The organism is Janthinobacterium sp. 61 (assembly GCF_002846335.1).
Taxonomy (GTDB): domain Bacteria; phylum Pseudomonadota; class Gammaproteobacteria; order Burkholderiales; family Burkholderiaceae_D; genus Janthinobacterium.
This window is the reverse complement of sequence record NZ_PJMQ01000001.1, coordinates 5,658,588-5,677,441: the sequence shown is the minus strand read 5'-3', so window position 1 is coordinate 5,677,441 and position 18,854 is coordinate 5,658,588. Positions and strand designations below refer to the sequence as shown.

19 protein-coding genes are annotated in these 18,854 nt (G+C 60.9%); 3 read left to right on the top strand and 16 right to left on the bottom strand.

Going from position 1 to position 18,854, the window contains the following annotated elements; translation table 11 throughout:
- Positions 1 to 37: 37 nt before the first annotated feature.
- Together CLU92_RS25715 and CLU92_RS25710 are read right to left on the bottom strand one after the other, a co-directional pair.
- Entirely contained in the window at positions 38 to 1,159 is a 1,122-nt protein-coding gene (locus CLU92_RS25715) for an acyltransferase family protein (protein ID WP_101484894.1), read from the bottom strand.
- A gap of 256 nt (positions 1,160 to 1,415) precedes the next feature.
- Positions 1,416 to 4,079 carry a TonB-dependent receptor gene (locus CLU92_RS25710; RefSeq protein ID WP_101484168.1) on the bottom strand — a complete coding sequence of 888 codons (2,664 nt, stop codon included), beginning with the start codon at positions 4,077 to 4,079 and terminating at the stop codon, positions 1,416 to 1,418.
- A 388-nt stretch (positions 4,080 to 4,467) separates the two neighbouring features.
- Here CLU92_RS25710 and CLU92_RS25705 point away from each other — a divergent pair, with 388 nt between their 5' ends.
- Positions 4,468 to 5,208, top strand: coding sequence for a GntR family transcriptional regulator (locus CLU92_RS25705; RefSeq protein WP_035825427.1), 741 nt, complete (start codon positions 4,468 to 4,470; stop codon positions 5,206 to 5,208).
- A gap of 186 nt (positions 5,209 to 5,394) precedes the next feature.
- Here CLU92_RS25705 and CLU92_RS25700 read toward each other — a convergent pair whose 3' ends face one another.
- The 10 genes from CLU92_RS25700 to rpsP all read right to left on the bottom strand — a co-directional run bounded on the left by CLU92_RS25700 (position 5,395) and on the right by rpsP (position 12,925).
- Entirely contained in the window at positions 5,395 to 6,879 is a 1,485-nt protein-coding gene (locus CLU92_RS25700) for a carbon-nitrogen hydrolase family protein (RefSeq protein ID WP_101484167.1), read from the bottom strand.
- A 2-nt stretch (positions 6,880 to 6,881) separates the two neighbouring features.
- Positions 6,882 to 7,700, bottom strand: coding sequence for an AraC family transcriptional regulator (locus CLU92_RS25695; RefSeq protein WP_101484166.1), 819 nt, complete (start codon positions 7,698 to 7,700; stop codon positions 6,882 to 6,884).
- A gap of 92 nt (positions 7,701 to 7,792) precedes the next feature.
- Complete coding sequence (locus CLU92_RS28365; protein WP_257561970.1) at positions 7,793 to 7,957, bottom strand: hypothetical protein; 165 nt, start codon at positions 7,955 to 7,957, stop codon at positions 7,793 to 7,795.
- Positions 7,958 to 8,314: 357 nt separating this feature from the next.
- Positions 8,315 to 8,650 (bottom strand): DUF3579 domain-containing protein, encoded by a 336-nt coding sequence (locus CLU92_RS25685; RefSeq protein ID WP_029496213.1) that lies wholly within the window; start codon positions 8,648 to 8,650, stop codon positions 8,315 to 8,317.
- Positions 8,651 to 8,875: 225 nt separating this feature from the next.
- A complete protein-coding gene (locus tag CLU92_RS25680; protein ID WP_101484165.1) occupies positions 8,876 to 9,835 on the bottom strand; it encodes a CobD/CbiB family protein in 960 nt (319 codons plus the stop codon).
- Between the two features lie 97 nt (positions 9,836 to 9,932).
- Positions 9,933 to 10,592, bottom strand: a complete 660-nt coding sequence (locus CLU92_RS25675) for a CoA pyrophosphatase (protein ID WP_101484164.1) — start codon at positions 10,590 to 10,592, stop codon at positions 9,933 to 9,935.
- 198 nt (positions 10,593 to 10,790) lie between these two features.
- The gene (rplS, locus tag CLU92_RS25670) at positions 10,791 to 11,174 is read right to left on the bottom strand and encodes a 50S ribosomal protein L19 (RefSeq protein ID WP_010395528.1); all 384 of its coding nucleotides are present in this window, start codon (positions 11,172 to 11,174) and stop codon (positions 10,791 to 10,793) included.
- A gap of 131 nt (positions 11,175 to 11,305) precedes the next feature.
- Positions 11,306 to 12,052, bottom strand: a complete 747-nt coding sequence (gene trmD / locus CLU92_RS25665; RefSeq protein WP_101484163.1) for a tRNA (guanosine(37)-N1)-methyltransferase TrmD — start codon at positions 12,050 to 12,052, stop codon at positions 11,306 to 11,308.
- A gap of 50 nt (positions 12,053 to 12,102) precedes the next feature.
- Positions 12,103 to 12,660, bottom strand: a complete 558-nt coding sequence (gene rimM / locus CLU92_RS25660; protein WP_101484162.1) for a ribosome maturation factor RimM — start codon at positions 12,658 to 12,660, stop codon at positions 12,103 to 12,105.
- Between the two features lie 13 nt (positions 12,661 to 12,673).
- Positions 12,674 to 12,925, bottom strand: a complete 252-nt coding sequence (gene rpsP, locus CLU92_RS25655) for a 30S ribosomal protein S16 (RefSeq protein ID WP_010395524.1) — start codon at positions 12,923 to 12,925, stop codon at positions 12,674 to 12,676.
- A 277-nt stretch (positions 12,926 to 13,202) separates the two neighbouring features.
- Here rpsP and CLU92_RS25650 point away from each other — a divergent pair, with 277 nt between their 5' ends.
- Positions 13,203 to 13,637 (top strand): NINE protein, encoded by a 435-nt coding sequence (locus CLU92_RS25650; protein WP_101484161.1) that lies wholly within the window; start codon positions 13,203 to 13,205, stop codon positions 13,635 to 13,637.
- Between the two features lie 136 nt (positions 13,638 to 13,773).
- On the top strand, positions 13,774 to 14,400 hold the full coding sequence (locus tag CLU92_RS25645) for a glycine zipper 2TM domain-containing protein (RefSeq protein WP_101484160.1): 627 nt from the start codon (positions 13,774 to 13,776) through the stop codon (positions 14,398 to 14,400).
- Between the two features lie 193 nt (positions 14,401 to 14,593).
- Here CLU92_RS25645 and CLU92_RS25640 read toward each other — a convergent pair whose 3' ends face one another.
- From CLU92_RS25640 to CLU92_RS25625, 4 genes are all read right to left on the bottom strand, one after another.
- Positions 14,594 to 16,384 carry an acyl-CoA dehydrogenase gene (locus CLU92_RS25640; RefSeq protein WP_101484159.1) on the bottom strand — a complete coding sequence of 597 codons (1,791 nt, stop codon included), beginning with the start codon at positions 16,382 to 16,384 and terminating at the stop codon, positions 14,594 to 14,596.
- A 92-nt stretch (positions 16,385 to 16,476) separates the two neighbouring features.
- Positions 16,477 to 17,409 (bottom strand): electron transfer flavoprotein subunit alpha/FixB family protein, encoded by a 933-nt coding sequence (locus CLU92_RS25635; protein ID WP_034759881.1) that lies wholly within the window; start codon positions 17,407 to 17,409, stop codon positions 16,477 to 16,479.
- Between the two features lie 84 nt (positions 17,410 to 17,493).
- A complete protein-coding gene (locus tag CLU92_RS25630; RefSeq protein ID WP_101484158.1) occupies positions 17,494 to 18,243 on the bottom strand; it encodes an electron transfer flavoprotein subunit beta/FixA family protein in 750 nt (249 codons plus the stop codon).
- 263 nt (positions 18,244 to 18,506) lie between these two features.
- A complete protein-coding gene (locus tag CLU92_RS25625; RefSeq protein WP_010395510.1) occupies positions 18,507 to 18,734 on the bottom strand; it encodes a sulfurtransferase TusA family protein in 228 nt (75 codons plus the stop codon).
- Positions 18,735 to 18,854: the final 120 nt, after the last annotated feature.

The following is an 18,854-nucleotide window of genomic DNA, read 5'->3' as shown; positions in this document are numbered from 1 at the left end:
GCTGCCCTGTCGACGCGGCGCAGCTTGATGTGGCGTGTCAGACCTTGATGTAGATCTTGCGCTTGTCCATGCCGCAGGCAATCAGCCAGCACAGCAGCATGAAGCTGATGGCAAACAGCAGCGAGCCTAGCCGCGCCGGCGCCCAGCCCGTAAACCACTGCTGGTACACCCACTGGTAGAGCTTATCGCCGCCGATGCGCACGGTAAATGCGATGATCACCAGCACTTCCGACAGCAGGTAGATGAATAGCGTGTTCTTGCCGAAGACTTCAAAGAAATAGGTCCAGCCCCTCATTTGACGCACGTCAATGATGAACATCAGCAGCGCCAGCAGCAGCAAATCCAGGCCGATGCCCAGCATCACATAAGAGCTGGTCCACAGTTTCTTGTTGATCGGAAACACCTCATTCCAGCACAGGGCCACGGCCATGCAAATGACGCCGGCCAGCAGCAATTGAACCAGGCGGGAGCGCAGCTGCGCCGGCGCCGTCTGGCGCAGCAAGCTGCCCGCCAGGTAGCCGGCAATCACGTTGACAATGGAGGGCAAGGTACCGAGGATACCTTCCGGATCGAAGGCGATGCCTTCGCCGTGGTACAGGTGGCTGTCGCCCAGCAAGATCAGATCCAGCTTGGCCGGCGCGTTGCCGTGCAAGCTGTAGTCGCCAAAGCATGCCAGGATGACCCAGTAGCCCAGCAAGGCGCAGGCGCTAAAGACCAGCGCGCCCCGTGTCTTCCAGTAATGCAGGATCAGGGCGGCGGCCAGGTAGCACACGGCGATGCGCTGCAGCACGCCGGGAATGCGCGTGTGAGACAGCGGCGACCAGGCGAACTGGCCCGCGTCGTCGATCTTGAAGAAGGGGAACCAGTACAGCAGGAAGCCCAATAAAAAGATCAGCGCACTACGCTTGCACAGCTTGGCCAGCACGGCGCCATGCCCCAGGTACTCATATTTCCCCAGCGCAAAGGCCAGCGCATTGCCGACGACAAACAAAAAGCTGGGGAAGACCAGGTCCGTGAGGGTGAATCCATGCCACTCGGCATGCAGGAACGGCGCATACACGCTGCCCCAGTCGCCGGGCGTATTGACGACGATCATCAGGGCCACGGTCAGGCCGCGCAGGACGTCGAGGGCGAGGTAGCGTTGAGATGCAATAGTCATGATCAAACAATTCCAAATGAGAAAAACCGCCTTCCTGCTTGCGGCAAGGAGGCGGCAGAAAACCTTACGCCGCCGGCTACCAACTTAGCGGGCGCAAGTCATGCTGGCGACCGGCGGGGACAGCCCTGGCGTAAAAAAGACAGAAACGGCCCTGCCGGTGAGCGCAAAAAAAAAGCAAGCCCCTGAAGCAGGAACTTGCTTGAAAGACCGAGGAAGACCTGGCCTGATGCGGGCGCATCAGGCCTGATCGTCTTGCTTACAGCTTGCCGCGCAAGCCCAGGTAGAAGGTACGGCCATTGCTGTAGAACGCGCGTGGCTGATCGCGGTTTTCAGCGTACATCTTGATGGTCGTGTTCGTCAGGTTAAGCGCATCGAACGTGACCGTGAAGTGTTCGTTGATCTTGTAATTGAGCGAACCGGCCAGGCCGCCCGCACCTTCGACGTGCTGGCTGGCGCCACGGTCCACACCCGCCTTGTAGGACGAACGGTAGTTGTAGGCCAGGCGTGCGCTCAGGGCATTGGCTTCGTAGAAGGCCGTCAGGTTGTACGTGTTGCGCGATGCGTTGACCAGCTCGTCACCATTGTCGAGCTTGCCGTCGGCATAGGTGTAGTTGGCCAGGATGCCGAAATCGCCGAACAGCGGTTGCTGATAGCTCAATTCCACGCCCTTGTTCTTGCCGCTGGTGTTGAAGGGCGACGTGATCAGGTACACGGCATTGGCATTGCGCTTGCTGTTGAAGTAAGTGGCGCTGGTGGTACCGTTCGACACGACCGATTTCAAGTCCATGTAGAACAGGCCCGCCGAAACGGCCGACCTCGGCGCGAAATACCATTCGGCGCTGACTTCGGCGTTATCCGACTTGACCGGGTTCAGCTTCACGTTGCCGCCTGCACCGCTCAATGCATCGTCGTTCAGCGAGACGGAGCCGCCCAGCGCGCTGTAGTCAGGACGGGCGATGGTGCGTGCGATGGCCGCGCGGACCACTACGTCATTGCGTACATCGAATTTGATGTTGGCGCTAGGCAGGAAGTCATTGTAGCTGCGCTCGTACAGGTGCTGCGAGTACGGACCCCAGTCGGAACCGGTGATCGGGCCGCCGGCCTGGTTGACCAGCGTCGACTGCTCGGTGTGCACGGCGCGCAGGCCGAAGTTACCGCTCCAGTTGTCGCCCGTCAGGTTGGCCATGGCATAGACTGCCGAGGTTTTTTCCTGCAGCTTGAATTCGTCCGTCCAGTTGTGGCGACGCACGTAGTCGAACAGGCGGTTGCCGTTGGCCGCGCCCCAGGCGCCCAGTGCCGCGCCGTCGTACTTGAAGTAGTTGCTCGACAGGTTGCCGCCCAGGTTGCTGGCGAAGTCGCTCGGGTACATCGTGCCATTCCAGACGGGGCCCGGATTGGAGAAGCCCAGTGCACCCGGACGGGTTTCAAACGGATGCTCGGCAGCGCGCTTGTGGTCGGTCAGACGGCCGCCGAACTTGATCGAGTCCCAGATGCCCGAGGACAGGCGCAGTTCGGCGTCGATCTGGGCATATTTTTCCTGGTCGACGGAACGCGATTCGCCACCGCCCGCCCATGCCGTCGAACCTGGCTTGGTGGTGGTGCCGCCTGGATAGGACACGTTGGCCGGGCTCATGCCGTTCAACTGGTACACCATGCCGCCGTCGACGTTATTCTGGTAGTACACATCGTCGCGGTCATAGCCCACGCCGTGGGTTTTACCCAGCTTGCCGCTCAGGGTCAGGTCCTTGGTGGCGCGGTACTTGAAGTTGAAATCGAGGTAGTACGATTCGCCGCCTGCGTCAGGACGGTAGATATTGTCGACCTCGCCCGAGTTGGTGGCAAACGTGGCAGCCGTCAGGGTACCGCTCTTGACCGTGTAGTTGGTCGGAACCTGGTTGGCGCTGTTGATCGAGTTCGCCGGTGCGGCCAGCCAGTTGGTATTTTGATGTGGCGCCTTCAGCTGCGAATAGAAGCCGTTCACATCCAGGGTCAAGTCCTTGTTCGGCTTGAGTTCGATGTCGAACGCGCCGCCTTCGCGGGTTTTCTTTTGTTCGAACAGGCTCGCGCCGATAAAGGTCGGCACTTTCACGCCAGCCAGTTCAGGATGGGCCAGCGCTGCGGCACTGTTGGCCAGGATCGGTGTGTAGCCGAGGATTTCCTGGCCATCGCGACGCACGGTCGATTTTTGCGAGAAACCCTGCACCATGATGCCCAGGGTGTTCGTGTCGTTTTTCCAGTTCACCAGGCCGGAGAACTGCGGATCGGTCTTGCCCGCCAAGTCATTATGGAAGGCCTGGATCGAACCTTCGGCCGTGATCTGATTCTTGAATTCCAGCGGACGGCGGGTAATCACGTCGATCACACCCGAGACGCCGCCTTCGGGCAGGTCGGCCGTGGCGCTCTTGTGCACGACGACGGAACTTACCAGTTCCGATGGCAGCAAGGAAAAGCTGCTGCTGCGGCCAACGTTGCCGCCGAACTGGTTCAAGACGAACCAGTCGCCGGTGCTGATGGCGTGGCCATTGAACAGGGTTTGCTGGAAACTCGGGCTGGTGCCGCGCAGGCTGACGCGGTCGTTTTCGCCGAAGCCGCCTTCGCCACCGGCAGACGATTGGGTATTCACACCTGGCAGGCGCTGGATCGCGTCAGCCACGTTACGGTCTGGCATCTTGCCGATATCTTCGGCGGTGACCACTTCCACCACGGAATCCGCATTACGTTTTTGCTTCAGCGATTTTTCCAGCGAAGCACGCACGCCGGTCACCGTCACTACGGTGGGTACGTCGTCGGCGGGTGCTTCCTGCGCCTGCGCCGAAAAGGCCAGACCAGCGACCATCACGGCAACGGCCGTAGCGATCGGCGTACGGCTACGCGATCCGGATTTCACGACGGCAGCTGCAGGTGTCAAATTGCGTTTCATGTACTCCCCCTTGATTTAGGCTCCAGGATTGGAACCTTTTCATTTTTAACGTAGGTCTTCTTTCCAGCCCGCCCTATCTCGCCGGCATGCTGCAGACCCTTCGGCACAACCACTTACAAAACCAATTCAACGCCAATATACTACTATCCAATACCAGAACACTACCAGTTGCAACTTTTTTTTTATAACGTTGTTTGAATCACACAGACCACTTCAGCTAAATCAATCTGTAGCCCGTATGCGTAGCCTAAATACCGGCGAAGCCAGGCATAAATTGCTGGACTGATAATTCAAATTGGTTTTATAACGGCCTTTTTTGGTATTATCCAGCGACACAAAACAGATACAGAGCGCGTCTGCAACGCGCCGTAACGGAGACCCTCAGCGTATGACAACCCTGGCTCACATCATGCAAGGCCTGGGGCAGACGAGTAGCCTGCCCCTGTACCAGCAACTGCAGCGCGCGCTGCGCGAAGCGATCGACAAGCGCATCCTCGGCCCCGAGGAAGCCCTGCCAGCCGAGCGCCAACTGGCCAGCGACCTGTCCGTCTCTCGCATCACCGTGCGCAAGGCCATCGATGGCCTGGTCAACGAGGGCTTGCTGGTGCGCCGGCCCGGCTCGGGCAATTTCATCAATACGCGCATCGAGAAGAATTTTGCCAAGCTGACCTCGTTTTCCGAGGACATGCGCGCGCGCGGACGCACGCCACGCAGCGTGTGGCTCAAGCGGGCAGAAGGCACCGTCACGCCGGAAGAGGCCTTGCGCCTGCGGCTGTCGCCGGGCGCGCCCGTGTACCGCTTCCACCGCATCCGCTATGCGGACGAGATACCGATGTGCCTGGAATACGCGACCATCGTCGCCAGCTGCCTGCCGGCGCTCGACGCCGTCGACGTGTCCATGTACGACGCGCTGGAACAGGCGGGCAACCGGCCCGTGCGCGCCTTGCAGCGCCTCAGTGCCTTGTTGTTGACGGGGGAACAGGCCAGCCTGCTGCAGGCGGAGGAAGGCGACGCGGGCCTGTCGGTGGAAAGGCTGGGTTTTTTACGCGATGGCCGCGCCGTGGAATTTTGCCGCTCCTACTTCCGCGGCGATATGTATGACTTCGTGGCCGAATTAAGTACCAATTAATACCAGATGCCCGAATTTCTCAATACCAGATAACACCACTTATTGCAGTGCAATATATATGCCGTCAACGCGTAGATATATGCAAGGCAATGGTGAAGTAATCGGTGGCGATTATGTGGCAGCCTCGGAGATAATATTAAAAAGGGCGGCGCAATGCAGTTTTGCGCATTGCAGCAAAGCGTGGCCTTACCTGTCAGGAAGCGGGCGTGGCGCGGCGCGGCGGCCCAGGCATGGTAGAACCAGGCCTAGCGCCACGCACAGCCAGCCGAACAGCGGCCCCAGCCATCCCGCCCAGGTGGCCACAGGCGTGTGCGCCGGCAGGGGCGCCAGCAAGGTGCTGCCCGGCATGGCACTGCTGGCCCGCTCCGCCAGCACCCGTCCATACGCATCGCTGACCGTCAGCACGCCCTCGCGCGCCGCGCGCAGCACTGCATAGCCGTTTTCCACGCCCCGCACCACGGTCATGCGCGCGCCCATCCAGGCATCCAACTGGAAATCCCAGGCCGGCACCAGCATTGTTTGCGCCCCGGCCGCGCCATACGCTTGCCCCAAGGGCGCGAAATGCATGTCCTTGCAGATGGCCAGGCCCATGGCCAGATCCGCCACCGGCTGCACGGCATAGGCGCTGCCAGCAAGAAAATCGCGCTCGGGCGGCGCCAGATGATGTTTCTGGTAGCTGACGAGCGCGGCGCCATCGGGAGAAAACAGCCAGGCCAGGTTGCGCCGGCCGGCAGTGTCTTGCACGCCGATGCCCAGAATGATCCACGCGCCCGTGCTGCGCGCCAGCGCATGGAAACGCTGCCGCACGGCATCCGCCTGCGCCGGCGCCAGCACGGCTATCTTTTCCGGCAACAACACCAGCCTGGCGCCCTGCCCGGCCAGCGCTTCGACGTGATGCGCGTACTGGTCCCAGACGGCTTGCGCGCGCGCCGGCGGCGTGGCCGGGCCGATAAAGTCATCGATGGCCACCAGCCCCGCCAGCGGCCCGACTGATGCCGTCCCGCCTGCTGCTAGCGCGCCCTGCACGCGCCAGGCGCCAGCCCCGCACGCGGCGAGCAGCAACAGCGCGGTCGCGCCCGCCGCTGGCGCATACGCGCGCCCACCGGCCAGCAGCAAGGCCAGTGCCGAGGGCGCCAGGCACAGCAAAAACAGCAGGCCAGGCACGCCCGCCAGAGCCGCCACTTGCAGGACGTCAAGGTTATCGGCTTGCGAATACGCCAGGCTGCCCCAGTTGCCATCGGGCAGAAAAGCCGCCATCAGGGTGTCGATGGCGACCCACAGCACGGGATACGCCAGCACTGTCCAGCCGGAACGGTAGCGCAGTACGAGGCGCCGCGCAGCCAGCACCACCAGCAGCCACAGCAGTGCCTTGAAGAGCATCACGGCCAGCACGGCCGGCAAGGGCATGAGCAAGCGGAAATAAACAAGGTTGGATGAGAGTCCCAGCATGGCGGCCAGGAACGTCATCCAGGCTGCATCGCGGTGGGACGAACGCAGGGCCAGCCATAGCACGGGCAGCGGCGCGCACCAGGCGAGCCAGGCCAGCGGCTGCGGCCCCAGCACCCAGTACAGGGGCAGGCCCGCCGCCAGCGCGGCGGCGATTTGCGACAGGCGCCGGTGCAGCGCTGTGCCGCCGGCAAACAGGGTCGGTGCAGACAAGCTTGGGAACATGCTCAGGCTTTCAAGGGGAGCCAGATTTCCACGCCGCCGATGCCGCTGGCAGGATCGAAATGCTGGTCGTAGCGTTCAAAATCGGGCGCGTCGGCCACTTCCAGTCCCGACTGGGGCAGCCACTCGTTCCACACCGTGCGCCAGGTGGCGCGAATGGTGGAAATATGCCCGCGGTGGTGAAACACGGCATAGCGTTGCGGCGCGATGCGCAGCCGCGTCCAGCCGTCGGGGGCCCGGGAAAAGTCGCTCACCGGCATGGCGCACAGGTAGTCGAAATTGCCCGCGTCGTCATTGTTGCAGCACACGCCATACACCAGCTGGCCGGGCACCACATGGGGCAGGAAGCGCTGCCACAGGGCGGGAATGCCGGCAGATGTTTCCGCGCGATAACGTTCAACGAGGCCCGCCAGCAGCAAGGCGGGAGCCTGCTCGAAACGGGGCGCCTCCAGGGGCACGCCCGGCGCCACATCCATTTTGATGGCCCCCACCAGCGCGAGCTTGCCCACGTGGCGTTGCTCCCGCACTCGTTCCGGCGTGATCTGGAACTGTTCGCGGAAAGCTCGCGTAAATGCTTCATGGGAACTGTAGCCCGACTCCAGGGCAACGGAAAGAATATCTTGCGCGCCCTGCGCCAGCACGAGGGCGGCCTCGCTGAGCCGGCGCGCCCGCACATAGCGCATCACGGAGTGGCCCGTGGCCAGGCCAAACGCGCGCGTCAGGTGGCAGGGCGAGGCGCCGCTCACGTGGGCGATATCGCCGAGCGAGATATTGTCCGCGTAATGCGATTCGATATACCAGAGTGCCTTGGCCAGATAGTGCATGAACGCTTCCCGTTGAACGAGCAGCGACTGTAGCATTTTCGGGTGAAGGGGATTTGACTGAAATTGCGCAATGCGGGACAGCTAGCCGGCTCCTACTTTCGCAAGTGCTTTTCATGCACCTGCTGGCCGCTGCTGATGCGTGCCAGCCCGGCCATCTGCTGGGCCAGGAAGGCCAGCAGGTCGTCGATGCTGAGGATGCCGGAAAGGCCGACCAGGGTATTGACCACGGGCAAGCGGCGGATGCCGTTGACGCGCATGTGTTCGATGATGCCTCAGGCGTCTTTGTCTTCGCCGGCGGTGAGCAGTTGCGCGCTCCACCAGCAGGCTGGCAGGGTCCAGGTCCAGGTCCAGGGCTGACGATGCTGCGGTCGGTGAGGATGCCGACGGGCAGGCGCTCGCCGTTCGGCTGTTCGGCTGTTCGGCCACGATGAGGTCGCCCGCGTGTGCTGGCGGATCAACAGCAGTTGCTTGCACGCTCGTGTCACGCTGGCAATGGATGGTGTGCAGGCTGCAGATTTCGCCAGTACGCATGTCGCCACTGCGTTTGAGGCAGATTGTCCATGCTGCGCCGTCCCGCCGTGGCGGGCTTTGCGCCATATCAAGTGAAACGGGCCTTACTTTTCTTCGGGAGGCGGCAGGAAGCAGGCTTCGACGATTTGCAGGTCGTTATCCTTGGCGAACTCGCGCACGAAGTGAAACGCCATCGGCTCGATCTCGCGCAGCTTGGTGTTGACCACCACCGACTTGACGCCATTGACGACGGTCGGGCGCACGTAGGGCGAATACTGGAGGTGCGCATTGCGCCCGCCACCTTCGGGATTGAAACAGGACATCACTCCGCAAAGGCGCTCGGCCCAATCGCTGGGTCGGAATTGCTTGCCATTGCTGGTGAGACCAAGGATGAAGAACTCGTCTGAGAGTTCCCCTGTTTTTTGAGATAACTCGGCCATGTGGCTTGTCGGGACTGGATTGCGTGAATGGCCCCGGCGGGTAAGCCGGGCTGGTAATTCAACTACGTTTGCTGCGGTAAGCCAGTATTATATCTTATAGAAGACTTGGGTTCTACCTCGATCTGCCCTGCGGATGCAAACAGGGGCTGGCACGCGTAACGCGCCAACCCCTATTTTAACCTTGTTCCACGCGCCAGGCGCATGGATGGCGCGTGTGCGCGCGTATCACCCGAGGAAAACGGCGCCCGACATCAACAGCAGCAGCAGCATCCACAGCAGCAAGGCGCGCCAGACCAGGCCCACCGTGCTCTGCAAGGCGCGCGCGCCCGGCTCTTCGCCGGGCAGGATATCACTTTCGCTGTCGCTGTCATCGACGGCCATGTCGGGGGTCACTAGCACACGGGCTGCCGTTTCCGCTGGCGTTCCCAGGCGTACACCCATGGCGCCACCGCCGGCCGTCAGGATGATGCCGATAGCCTCGTCCTGCCAGCGCTGGGCGAAATTGCGCCAGGCATAGATGGCATCCTCAAAATTGCCAACCACGGCAAATGCCACGGCCGTCAGGCGCACGGGAATCCAGTCGATCCAGTAAAAGGCGCGCGCGGCGAACTGGCCGAAGGCTTCATTGCGCATGTGCTCTGGCTCGTTCCAGGCACGCGCCAGGTATTCGGCCACGCGGTACATCACGGCGCAGGCAGGACCCAGCGGCATCAGGAACCAGAAGAACACGCCAAATACATTGCGATGCGTGGTGATCAGGGCTTTTTCCACTGCAATGCGGGCGATTTCACTCGCTTCCATGCCCACCGTGTCGAGCTTGGTCCAGTCGGCCAGCAAGGTGCGGGCAGTGGCTTCGTCGCCAGCGCTCAGGGCCAGCTGGATGGACGTAAAGTAGTGGCTGTAATGGCGGAAGCCCAAGGTCAGGTAAACGATGAGGACGTTCCAGGCAAAAGCCAGCAGGGTCAGCTGATAATGCTGCAAGAGCCAGTAAATGCCTGCCGTCGGCACCATCAGCACGCCGATCATGAGGAACCAGCCCATACGGCCATGGTTGGCATGGCCGGCATTGAACCAGGTCTCCATGCGCATTGCCAGGCTCTTGATTTCGGCGTAGATCGGATTGTCCGCGCGCAAAGGTTTGAGCTGCTCGATCAGCAATGCGCAAAGTATGGAGAGAAATGTCATCAAACGTCCTTTTTGTCTTTTTCAGCAATACCGCAATGCCCGCTACGATAGCGCAGTGCAGTGCTGGAATCAAACTTATTACGTGCGGGGCACCATTTTACGCGCGCAAGAGGTGAAACAGATTGCGCAGCATGCCGGCCGTGGCGCCCCAAATGTAGAAGTGCTCGTACGGCATGGCATAGAACGAGCGCCGCCCGCCGGGCAATTCCACCGACAGGCGCTGATGGTTGAGGCCATCCATCAGGAAGGCCAGCGGCACTTCGAAGATTTCCGCCACCTCGGACGGGTCGGCGCGCAGTTCGAACGGCGACGTCACCAGGCCCACCACGGGCGTCACCTGGTAGCCGGTGCCCGTCAGGTAGTCGGGCAGGCAGCCCAGCACTTCTATGTGCTCGCCCGCCAGGCCCACTTCTTCCTGCGTTTCGCGCAGGGCCGTGGCCACGGGCGAGCCATCGAACGGCTCGCTGCGTCCGCCGGGAAAGCTGACCTGGCCCGCATGGCTGCTCAGGTGCTCCGTGCGCAGGGTCAGCAAGATGGTCAAGCCCTGCGGACGCTGCACCAGGGGAATGAGCACAGCCGCGCGCACGGGCACGGCGCGCACGGACAGAAAATCCTGGGTAATCTCGGGCTGCCAGTCGGGCTGTTCGGCCAGGCGCTGGCGCAGCCAGTCCGGCGTCAGGCGCACGGCGTCCAGCGCCGCCTCACCGGCGATCGAATCGATGGCTAGTTGCTTGGGATCAAATGCAATAGTGGCCATTGCCCCTCCCTCATGATTAAAGCCACCTGGCAAAACCGTCGCGAGCGGAAGGAAGAGGTGGCCGAGACGCGCAACCGTACTCTGGTACGGTGAGCATCGCAGGCTACCTATGCCGACGCGCAGCAGCTTAGGCCAGGTGTCACCATAAAAAAAGGGGCACCATCAGAGGCACCCCTTTTCCCAACGCAGACGCTGATATTACGCGCTTGCTTTCGCCACAACGCGGCGATTTGGCAATTTTTCTTTGATACGCGCCGATTTACCCGAACGCTCACGCAGATAGTACAGCTTGGCGCGGCGAACATCACCACGGCGTTTCACTTCGATCGAAGCGATCAGCGGCGAGTACAGTTGGAACGTACGCTCAACGCCTTCGCCGGACGAGATCTTACGAACGATGAAGTTCGAGTTCAGGCCACGGTTACGACGGGAGATAACGACGCCTTCGTAAGCCTGGGCGCGCTTGCGCGTACCTTCGACTACGTTGACGCTGACGATAACGGTATCGCCTGGTGCGAATTCAGGAATGGTTTTACCCAGACGAGCAATTTCTTCCTGCTCTAATTGTTGAATCAAGTCCATTTTTATAACTCCGAAAACCATCATGCCGGCGCACTGTGGATAGCAAGTATCCGCCCGGTAGAGGATGGGTAACACAATTTGGGCAACATGCCCGGCACTACTGGCCACCCTGCCGGCCGTCCGGAGACGGCTTACAGGCTGGCCAAGAATTTTTCGTCGGTCTTGCTGAGCAAGCCGGCGGCACGTGCACTGACCAGCAGGTCAGGCCGCTTTGTCGCGGTCGCTTCCAGCATGCGCTGGCGGCGCCACTTGACGATCTCGGCATGATTACCACCCATCAGGACGGGCGGCACGGTCATGCCTTCATATGTTTCCGGCCGCGTGTAGTGCGGCGAATCGAGCAAGCCATTGACGAAGCTATCCTCGATCGCCGATGCCTCGGTGTTCAAGACACCCGGCAACAGGCGGATCACCGCATCCATCAGCGCCATGGCAGGCAATTCACCGCCCGACAAGACAAAGTCGCCGACGCTGATTTCTTCGTCGACGCAACGGTCCAGCAAACGCTGGTCCACGGCTTCATAGCGGCCACACAGGATCACCAAACCAGGTTCGGCTTTCAGCTGCGTGACGCGCTCGTGCGTCAACGGACGGCCTTGCGGCGACATGAACACCACGCGGGGCGCCGCCAGGCCTAATGCGCTCTGGCGTTGCTTCGCGGCGTTAATTGTCGCTTCGAGGGGACGGGCCATCATCACCATGCCGGGGCCGCCGCCATACGGGCGGTCATCCACGGTACGGTGATTGTCGGTCGTGAAATCGCGGGGATTCCACAGCGACAAGCCACATTTACCCTGCTCGAAGGCGCGCCGGGTCACACCCGACTGCGTCAGCGCGGCAAACATTTCCGGGAACAGGGTCACGACATCAAATTGCATCGATCACCATCCTGCAAAGTTTGCCCGGCGCAAAATTATGCGCAGGCGGTTTAATAATCGATGCCCCAGTCAACCGTGATCTTGTTGGCAGCCTTGTCAACGTTAATGACAAACTGGCCGACAAACGGGATCAGGCGCTCAGGCGCCATTTCAACGGTCTCATCGGCAGTGGCGACAGGAGTGACGCGCAAGATCGACTGCGGACCATTGCTCATCATGTCGTGCACTGTGCCGAGGCACTCGCCTTGCAAATTCTCAACTGTCAGTCCGATCAAATCGGACCAATAAAATTCATCGGCCGTCAGCGTCGGGAAATGGCTACGCGGAATTTGCACAGAGACGCCTTTCAGCGCTTCTGCGGCATCCCGCCCGACCACACCCACCAGCTGGGCCACGACGTCGCCGCCGTGTAACTTCGCTTGCCTGACTTGAACATCATGCAAGGTCGGTTTATCAAACCACCAGGTTTTGACGCTTAATAATGCATCCGCGTCGTCGGAGAAAGGAGTGATCCTGACCCCGCCAGCAATGCCATAAGCACCGGAGACATAGCCTACCTGTACCAGGTCATCGGGGACTTTCACCCCGGATGCAGTCTTGACCGTCAAACCAGTGATCTAATTAAGCTGCTGCTTTGTTGTTGCTGGCAACCAGGCGAGCAACGGTTGGCGACAATTGTGCGCCAACGCCTTGCCAGTAGGCCAGACGGTCTGCGGTGATACGCAGTGGAACTTCGCCACCTTGCGCCATCGGGTTGTAAAAACCGATACGCTCAATGAAGCGACCATCGCGGCGATTGCGCGAATCAGTAGCGACGATGTTGAAGAACGGGCGCTTCTTGGCGCCTCCACGAGCTAAACGAATAACGACCATAATATTTCCAAAAAGTGTGCTGAGGCGGAAAAAGCCGCAAATTATAGCGCGCTTTACCGCCAGGCAGCAAGCGTTATGATGACGGGCGTGTAATTTGGGCTAATCAAACATTATGACCAGTCATGGCCGAAGACGCAATAGGCGTCTGCGCCTATCGTGCCGGCCATGGCTTGAATTCAAGCTAAATCATTGTATAAACGCCACAGGAAAGTGCTATCGTTGAGCGAGACAATGACCGATACTGGCAATCTTTACCGATGAGCAACTCTGGAGTCCCATGACCACCACTACCATTTTGCAACAGTCGCACAAGAACAAGGCATGCACCGCCTTGCTAGCCTTCCTGCTGGGCATGCTTGGCGCGCACCGCTTCTACCTGCATGGCACCAAGGACCGCTGGGGCTGGCTACACCTGGCCGCCCTGCCCGCCACCCTGCTGCTGCACCAGTTGCTTCCCGAGTCCGACTGGTTTTACCAGATATTGCCACTGACCCTGTCCGCCCTGTGCGGCTTCCTGGAAGCGCTGGTACTGGGCCTGATGCCGGACGACAAATGGGATGCGCGCTACAACGCCGCCTCCGGCCGCCTGTCGGACACGGGCTGGCCCCTGGCCGTGGTGCTGGTCGCTACCTTGATGCTAGGCGCAGGCGTGCTGATCGCCACCATGGCGCGCCTGTTCGACTTGCTGTACACAGGCGGCGCCTACGGTTAATTTCCGTATGGAAATGGCATTATTTCCAGCGCCCCGCACGCACATGTAAGTGTTGGTAAGCAATCATGATTTTCCTCTATACTGCATTCACAATGCCGGCATTACTGGCACATTTAACACCCCCTAGGAGAAGATCATGATTCGTCGCCCACTCATCCTCGCAGTGGCCATCACGGCCCTGTTCAGCACATCCGCCTTCGCGCAAAACCTGTCGCCGAAGGCGCAATACGCCTACGACACGAAGCAAGCCAGCACGCGCTATGCGGACGACAAGAAATTGTGCGCAGAAGAAACCAGCTCGAAAGCCCGCATGCAATGCCTGCGCGACGCCAAGGGCGAATACGACCAGGCCATCATCAACGCCAAGGCTGCGCAAAAAGCGGGCAATTCCTACGCCAGCCAGCCATCCAAACAGCCCCAGCATCAGATCTGCGCCGATTGCGGCAAGGTGCTGGCAGTCAACGTTACTGAAAAAGCGGGGGAAGGGGGCGCCCTGGGCCTGATCGGCGGCGGCGTGGCCGGTGCCCTGCTGGGCCGCCAGGTCGGCGGCGGACGCGGCAAGGACCTGGCCACCCTGGCTGGCGCCGCCGGCGGCGCCTACGCAGGCAAGCAAGTCGAAGGCCAGATGAAGAATGCCAAGACCTGGACCGTGACCGTGCAATACGAAACGGGCGCCAAGGCCGACTTCGCGTTTGACCAGGATCCAGGCCTGGCGGCTGGCGACCTGGTACGCAATTCGGGCAACGGCATCGCCCGCCGATAAGAACGCAGAGTAAATCTGGGGTCAGACCCGGCGGGTCTGACCCCGGCACTTACGTTTGGGGTTAAAAAAGCGCTGGAGAGTGATCTCCAGCGCTTTTTTCATTCAACCTGCCTTCAGCAAACTGCTGGGGTCAGACCCTCGCCAACGCTAACATCGAAGCTCGGCGTTAGCGAACGAGGGGGTCTGACCCAGGTTAAAACTGCTCTTCCGACAGCGCCATCACACCGGCGCTGCCGTCGATGATGGTGGCGCGCAGTCCTGGCGCTTGCGAGAGGATGTGGTCGGCAAAGAAGCGCGCCGTGGCGATTTTTGCCTTGTAGAACGAGGCGTCGCCGCTGCCTTCTCCCAGCCTTTGCTGCGCCACCACGGCCGCGCGCGCCATTTGCCAGCCGCCCAGCACGATGCCGGCCAGCTTCAGGTAGGGCACGCTGCCCGCGAACACGGCCTTGATGTCCGTCTTCATGTTCGCCACCACATACTCGACCACCGCTTCCAGGGCCGCGCTGCCTTCGGCCAGGTGGCGCTGCATGGCCTGGAAGTCGGCGCCACTCAGCTCACCCAACTGGGCTTCCGTGGCTCGCACCTGGGCGATGATGGCTTTCGCGACGGCGCCGCCGTCGCGCACCGTCTTGCGGCCCACGAGGTCGTTCGCCTGGATGGCCGTCGTGCCTTCGTAAATGGTGAGAATCTTGGCGTCGCGGTAATGCTGGGCGGCGCCTGTTTCCTCGATGAAGCCCATGCCGCCGTGCACTTGCACGCCGTCGCGCGTGACATCCTGCGACATTTCCGTCGACCAGCCCTTGATGACGGGCACCAGGTATTCATAGGTCGCCAGGCTTTCCGCGCGTACTTCCGCCTCCGGATGGTGATGCGCCACGTCGCTGATGGCCGCACCCACGTAGGCCAGCGCGCGCGCCGCCTCCGTCTGCGAGCGCATCGACATCAGCATGCGTCGCACGTCCGGGTGGTGGATGATGGAGACGGGGCCCGTGGACCCCGCCAGGTCGCGCGACTGTACACGGTCCTTGGCAAACGCCACGGCGTGCTGGTAGGCGCGTTCGGCCAGGCCGATGCCTTGCAAGCCCACGCCGAAGCGGGCCGCGTTCATCATGATGAACATGTATTCGAGGCCGCGGTTTTCCTCGCCCACCAGGGTGCCGATGGCGCCGCCGTGGTCGCCGAACTGCAATACCGCCGTGGGGCTGGCCTTGATGCCCAGCTTGTGCTCGATCGAAACGCAATGGGCGTCATTGCGCGCGCCCAGGCTGCCATCGGCATTGACGAGGAATTTAGGCACGATAAACAGCGAAATACCTTTCACGCCAGCGGGCGCGTCCGGCGTGCGGGCCAGCACCAGGTGGACGATGTTTTCCGCCATGTCGTGCTCGCCATAGGTGATGAAAATCTTCGTGCCGAACACTTTATACGTGCCATCGCCCTGCGGCACGGCGCGCGTGCGCACGGCGGCCAGGTCGGAACCCGCTTGCGGCTCCGTCAGATTCATGGTGCCCGTCCACTTGCCCGACACCAGGTTTTCAAGATACGTGGCTTTTTGCTCGTCGCTGCCAGCCGTCAGCAAGGCTTCGATGGCGCCATCGGACAGCAGGGCCACCAGGGCGAACGAGATGCTGGCCGCGTTGAGCATTTCAATGCACGGCGTGGCTAGCAGCTTGGGCAAGCCCTGGCCGCCGAACTCCGTCGGATGCTGCACGCCCTGCCAGCCCGCTTCACCATAGGCCTTGAAGGCTTCCTTGAAGCCCTTCGAGGTGGTGACTTGACCGTCGTGCCAGAAACTCGGCTCCTTGTCGCTGGGCCAGTTCAGGGGCGCCACCACGCCGCCGCAGAATTTGGCGTTCTCTTCCAGCACAGCCTCGGCCGTGTCGGGCGTGGCGTCTTCGCAGCCCGGCAAGGTGTGGATTTCGGCCAGGCCGGCCAGTTCGTTCATGACGAACAACATGTCTTTCAGCGGGGCTTGATAGCTCATCTTCTTTTCTCCAAGAAAAAAGCCACGCGCGGCTCGCCGTGTGGGGCGGGCCGGCGTGGCTTTGTCAGTAACAAAACCGGGACGGGTTGAAATTAACCCAGTTCTTTGACCAGTTGCGGCACGATCTCGAACAGATCACCCACGATGCCGTAGTCGGCCACGGCAAAGATCGGCGCTTCCGGATCCTTGTTGATGGCAACGATGGTTTTCGAATCTTTCATGCCGGCCAGATGCTGGATCGCGCCCGAGATACCGACGGCGATGTACAGCGAAGGCGCGACGATCTTGCCCGTCTGGCCCACTTGCCAGTCGTTCGGCACGAAGCCGGCGTCGACGGCGGCGCGCGAAGCACCCATGGCAGCGCCCAGCTTGTCGGCCAGTGGCTCCAGGATGTGGAAGTTCTCGGCCGAACCCATGCCACGGCCACCCGACACGATGATTTTCGCGGCGGTCAGTTCAGGACGGTCGGACTTGGCCAGTTCGCGGCCCACGAAGGCCGATTTGCCGGCGTCGGCAACGGCGGCGACGGTTTCGGTGGCAGCCGAACCGCCGGTGGCGGCAGCGGCGTCGAAACCGGTGGTGCGCACGGTGATGACCTTGATCTTGTCGCCAGATTGCACGGTGGCAATCGCGTTACCGGCGTAGATCGGGCGCTCGAAGGTGTCAGGCGAGTCGACCTTGGTAATTTCCGAAATTTGCGCCACGTCCAGCTTGGCGGCCACGCGCGGCAGGATGTTCTTGCCGTAGGCGGTGGCTGGCGCCAGGATGTGGCTGTAGTTACCGGCGATGGCCAGCACTTGCTCGGCCACGTTTTCTGCCAGGCCATCGGCGAAATAGGGCGCGTCGGCCACGATGACTTTCGTCACGCCAGCGATTTGCGCGGCGGCAGCGGCGGCAGCCGATGCGTTCGAACCTGCGACGAGCACGTGCACGTCGCCGCCGCACTGGGCAGCCGCAGTCACGGTGTGGTGGGTGCTGCCCTTTAAGGTAGCGTTGTCGTGTTCAGCAATAACTAATGCGACCATGATTATTCCTAATAGTATATGCAACTGCCGAAGTCAGGCCTGAAGGACCGACCCCGGGTATAGATTTGAACGGCGGGGCCGCGCTTAGATGACTTTGGCTTCGGTACGCAGCTTGGAGACCAGGGTAGCGACGTCCGCTACCTTGATGCCGGCCGAGCGCTTGGCTGGCTCGACGACTTTCAGGGTCTTCAGGCGTGGCGCAACGTCGACGCCCAGGTCTTCCGGCTTGACGGTCTCGAGCGGCTTTTTCTTCGCCTTCATGATGTTCGGCAAGGTCACATAGCGTGGCTCGTTCAGGCGCAGGTCGGTGGTGATGATCGCTGGCAAGGTCAATGCCAGCGTTTCCAGGCCGCCGTCGACTTCGCGCGTGACGGTCACTTTGCCGTCTTCCAGCACGACTTTCGAAGCGAACGTGGCTTGCGGCCAACCCAGCAGGGCTGCCAGCATCTGGCCGGTCTGGTTGCTATCGTCATCGATGGCTTGCTTGCCCAGGATGATCAGTTGCGGCTGCTCTTTTTCGGCCAGGGCTTTCACCAGCTTGGCCACTGCCAGCGGTTCCAGTTCAGTCGTCGTTTCCACCAGGATGCCGCGGTCGGCGCCGATGGCCATGGCGGTGCGCAAGGTTTCCTGGCACTGCGTCACGCCGCAGGAGATGGCGACCACTTCAGTGACCTTGCCGGCTTCTTTCAGGCGCATCGCTTCTTCCAGCGCGATCTCATCGAAAGGGTTCATCGACATTTTGACGTTGGCGGTATCGACGCCAGTGCCGTCACTCTTGACGCGGACTTTGACGTTATAGTCGACCACGCGTTTGACGGGTACCAAGACTTTCATAGCTATGCCTTTGGGAAATTATAAAAATGACGGATCAAGTGCTGATTGTGCGTTCGATTATAAGAGAAATTTGAATCCTGAACCGAATTTAAGCACGATCGTGCGATTTTTTGTTAGAGCAATCCATCTAAATTGTCCAGCTTCGAGTATTTCAGGGAAGTTTGCCGCTACGCTGCAGGGCAGCAAAAGGGCGTGAAAATAAAGAAAAAACTGCACGGCACGGTAGCAAGCAGGCCGCGCCACGGCGGCCCCGGCTGGCAGAATTATTTGCGTTGCATCAGGAAGACGAATTCGGTGCCCGTTTGCACATGCGACAGCAGGGCATTGCCCGTTTGCTTGGCGAAAGCCTGGAAGTCGCGCACGGAACCGGGATCGGTTGCCATGATGCGCAGCACTTCCCCGCTCTGCAGCTCTGACAAAGCCTTTTTCGCCTTCAGAATCGGCAACGGGCAATTCAAGCCGCGCGCGTCGAGTTCTTTGTGAAATTCCATAATCTCGGTATCAAGTAGTGTGTCGCTCATCATCAATATCCCACCATTGTTTTGTTGCACTGATTTTCGACATACTACTCTAAATCAGGGGCATTGACGCGCTGCACCAAAATAGTTCAT

Bases quoted from the DNA above. Each gene is read 5' to 3' on its own strand.
- CLU92_RS25715 (WP_101484894.1), bottom strand. From the start codon at position 1,159: ATGACTATTGCATCTCAACGCTACCTCGCCCTCGACGTCCTGCGCGGC.
- CLU92_RS25710 (WP_101484168.1), bottom strand. From the start codon at position 4,079: ATGAAACGCAATTTGACACCTGCAGCTGCCGTCGTGAAATCCGGATCG.
- CLU92_RS25705 (WP_035825427.1), top strand. From the start codon at position 4,468: ATGACAACCCTGGCTCACATCATGCAAGGCCTGGGGCAGACGAGTAGC.
- CLU92_RS25700 (WP_101484167.1), bottom strand. From the start codon at position 6,879: ATGTTCCCAAGCTTGTCTGCACCGACCCTGTTTGCCGGCGGCACAGCG.
- CLU92_RS25695 (WP_101484166.1), bottom strand. From the start codon at position 7,700: ATGCACTATCTGGCCAAGGCACTCTGGTATATCGAATCGCATTACGCG.
- CLU92_RS28365 (WP_257561970.1), bottom strand. From the start codon at position 7,957: ATGCGCGTCAACGGCATCCGCCGCTTGCCCGTGGTCAATACCCTGGTC.
- CLU92_RS25685 (WP_029496213.1), bottom strand. From the start codon at position 8,650: ATGGCCGAGTTATCTCAAAAAACAGGGGAACTCTCAGACGAGTTCTTC.
- CLU92_RS25680 (WP_101484165.1), bottom strand. From the start codon at position 9,835: ATGACATTTCTCTCCATACTTTGCGCATTGCTGATCGAGCAGCTCAAA.
- CLU92_RS25675 (WP_101484164.1), bottom strand. From the start codon at position 10,592: ATGGCCACTATTGCATTTGATCCCAAGCAACTAGCCATCGATTCGATC.
- rplS (WP_010395528.1), bottom strand. From the start codon at position 11,174: ATGGACTTGATTCAACAATTAGAGCAGGAAGAAATTGCTCGTCTGGGT.
- trmD (WP_101484163.1), bottom strand. From the start codon at position 12,052: ATGCAATTTGATGTCGTGACCCTGTTCCCGGAAATGTTTGCCGCGCTG.
- rpsP (WP_010395524.1), bottom strand. From the start codon at position 12,925: ATGGTCGTTATTCGTTTAGCTCGTGGAGGCGCCAAGAAGCGCCCGTTC.
- CLU92_RS25650 (WP_101484161.1), top strand. From the start codon at position 13,203: ATGACCACCACTACCATTTTGCAACAGTCGCACAAGAACAAGGCATGC.
- CLU92_RS25645 (WP_101484160.1), top strand. From the start codon at position 13,774: ATGATTCGTCGCCCACTCATCCTCGCAGTGGCCATCACGGCCCTGTTC.
- CLU92_RS25640 (WP_101484159.1), bottom strand. From the start codon at position 16,384: ATGAGCTATCAAGCCCCGCTGAAAGACATGTTGTTCGTCATGAACGAA.
- CLU92_RS25635 (WP_034759881.1), bottom strand. From the start codon at position 17,409: ATGGTCGCATTAGTTATTGCTGAACACGACAACGCTACCTTAAAGGGC.
- CLU92_RS25630 (WP_101484158.1), bottom strand. From the start codon at position 18,243: ATGAAAGTCTTGGTACCCGTCAAACGCGTGGTCGACTATAACGTCAAA.
- CLU92_RS25625 (WP_010395510.1), bottom strand. From the start codon at position 18,734: ATGGAATTTCACAAAGAACTCGACGCGCGCGGCTTGAATTGCCCGTTG.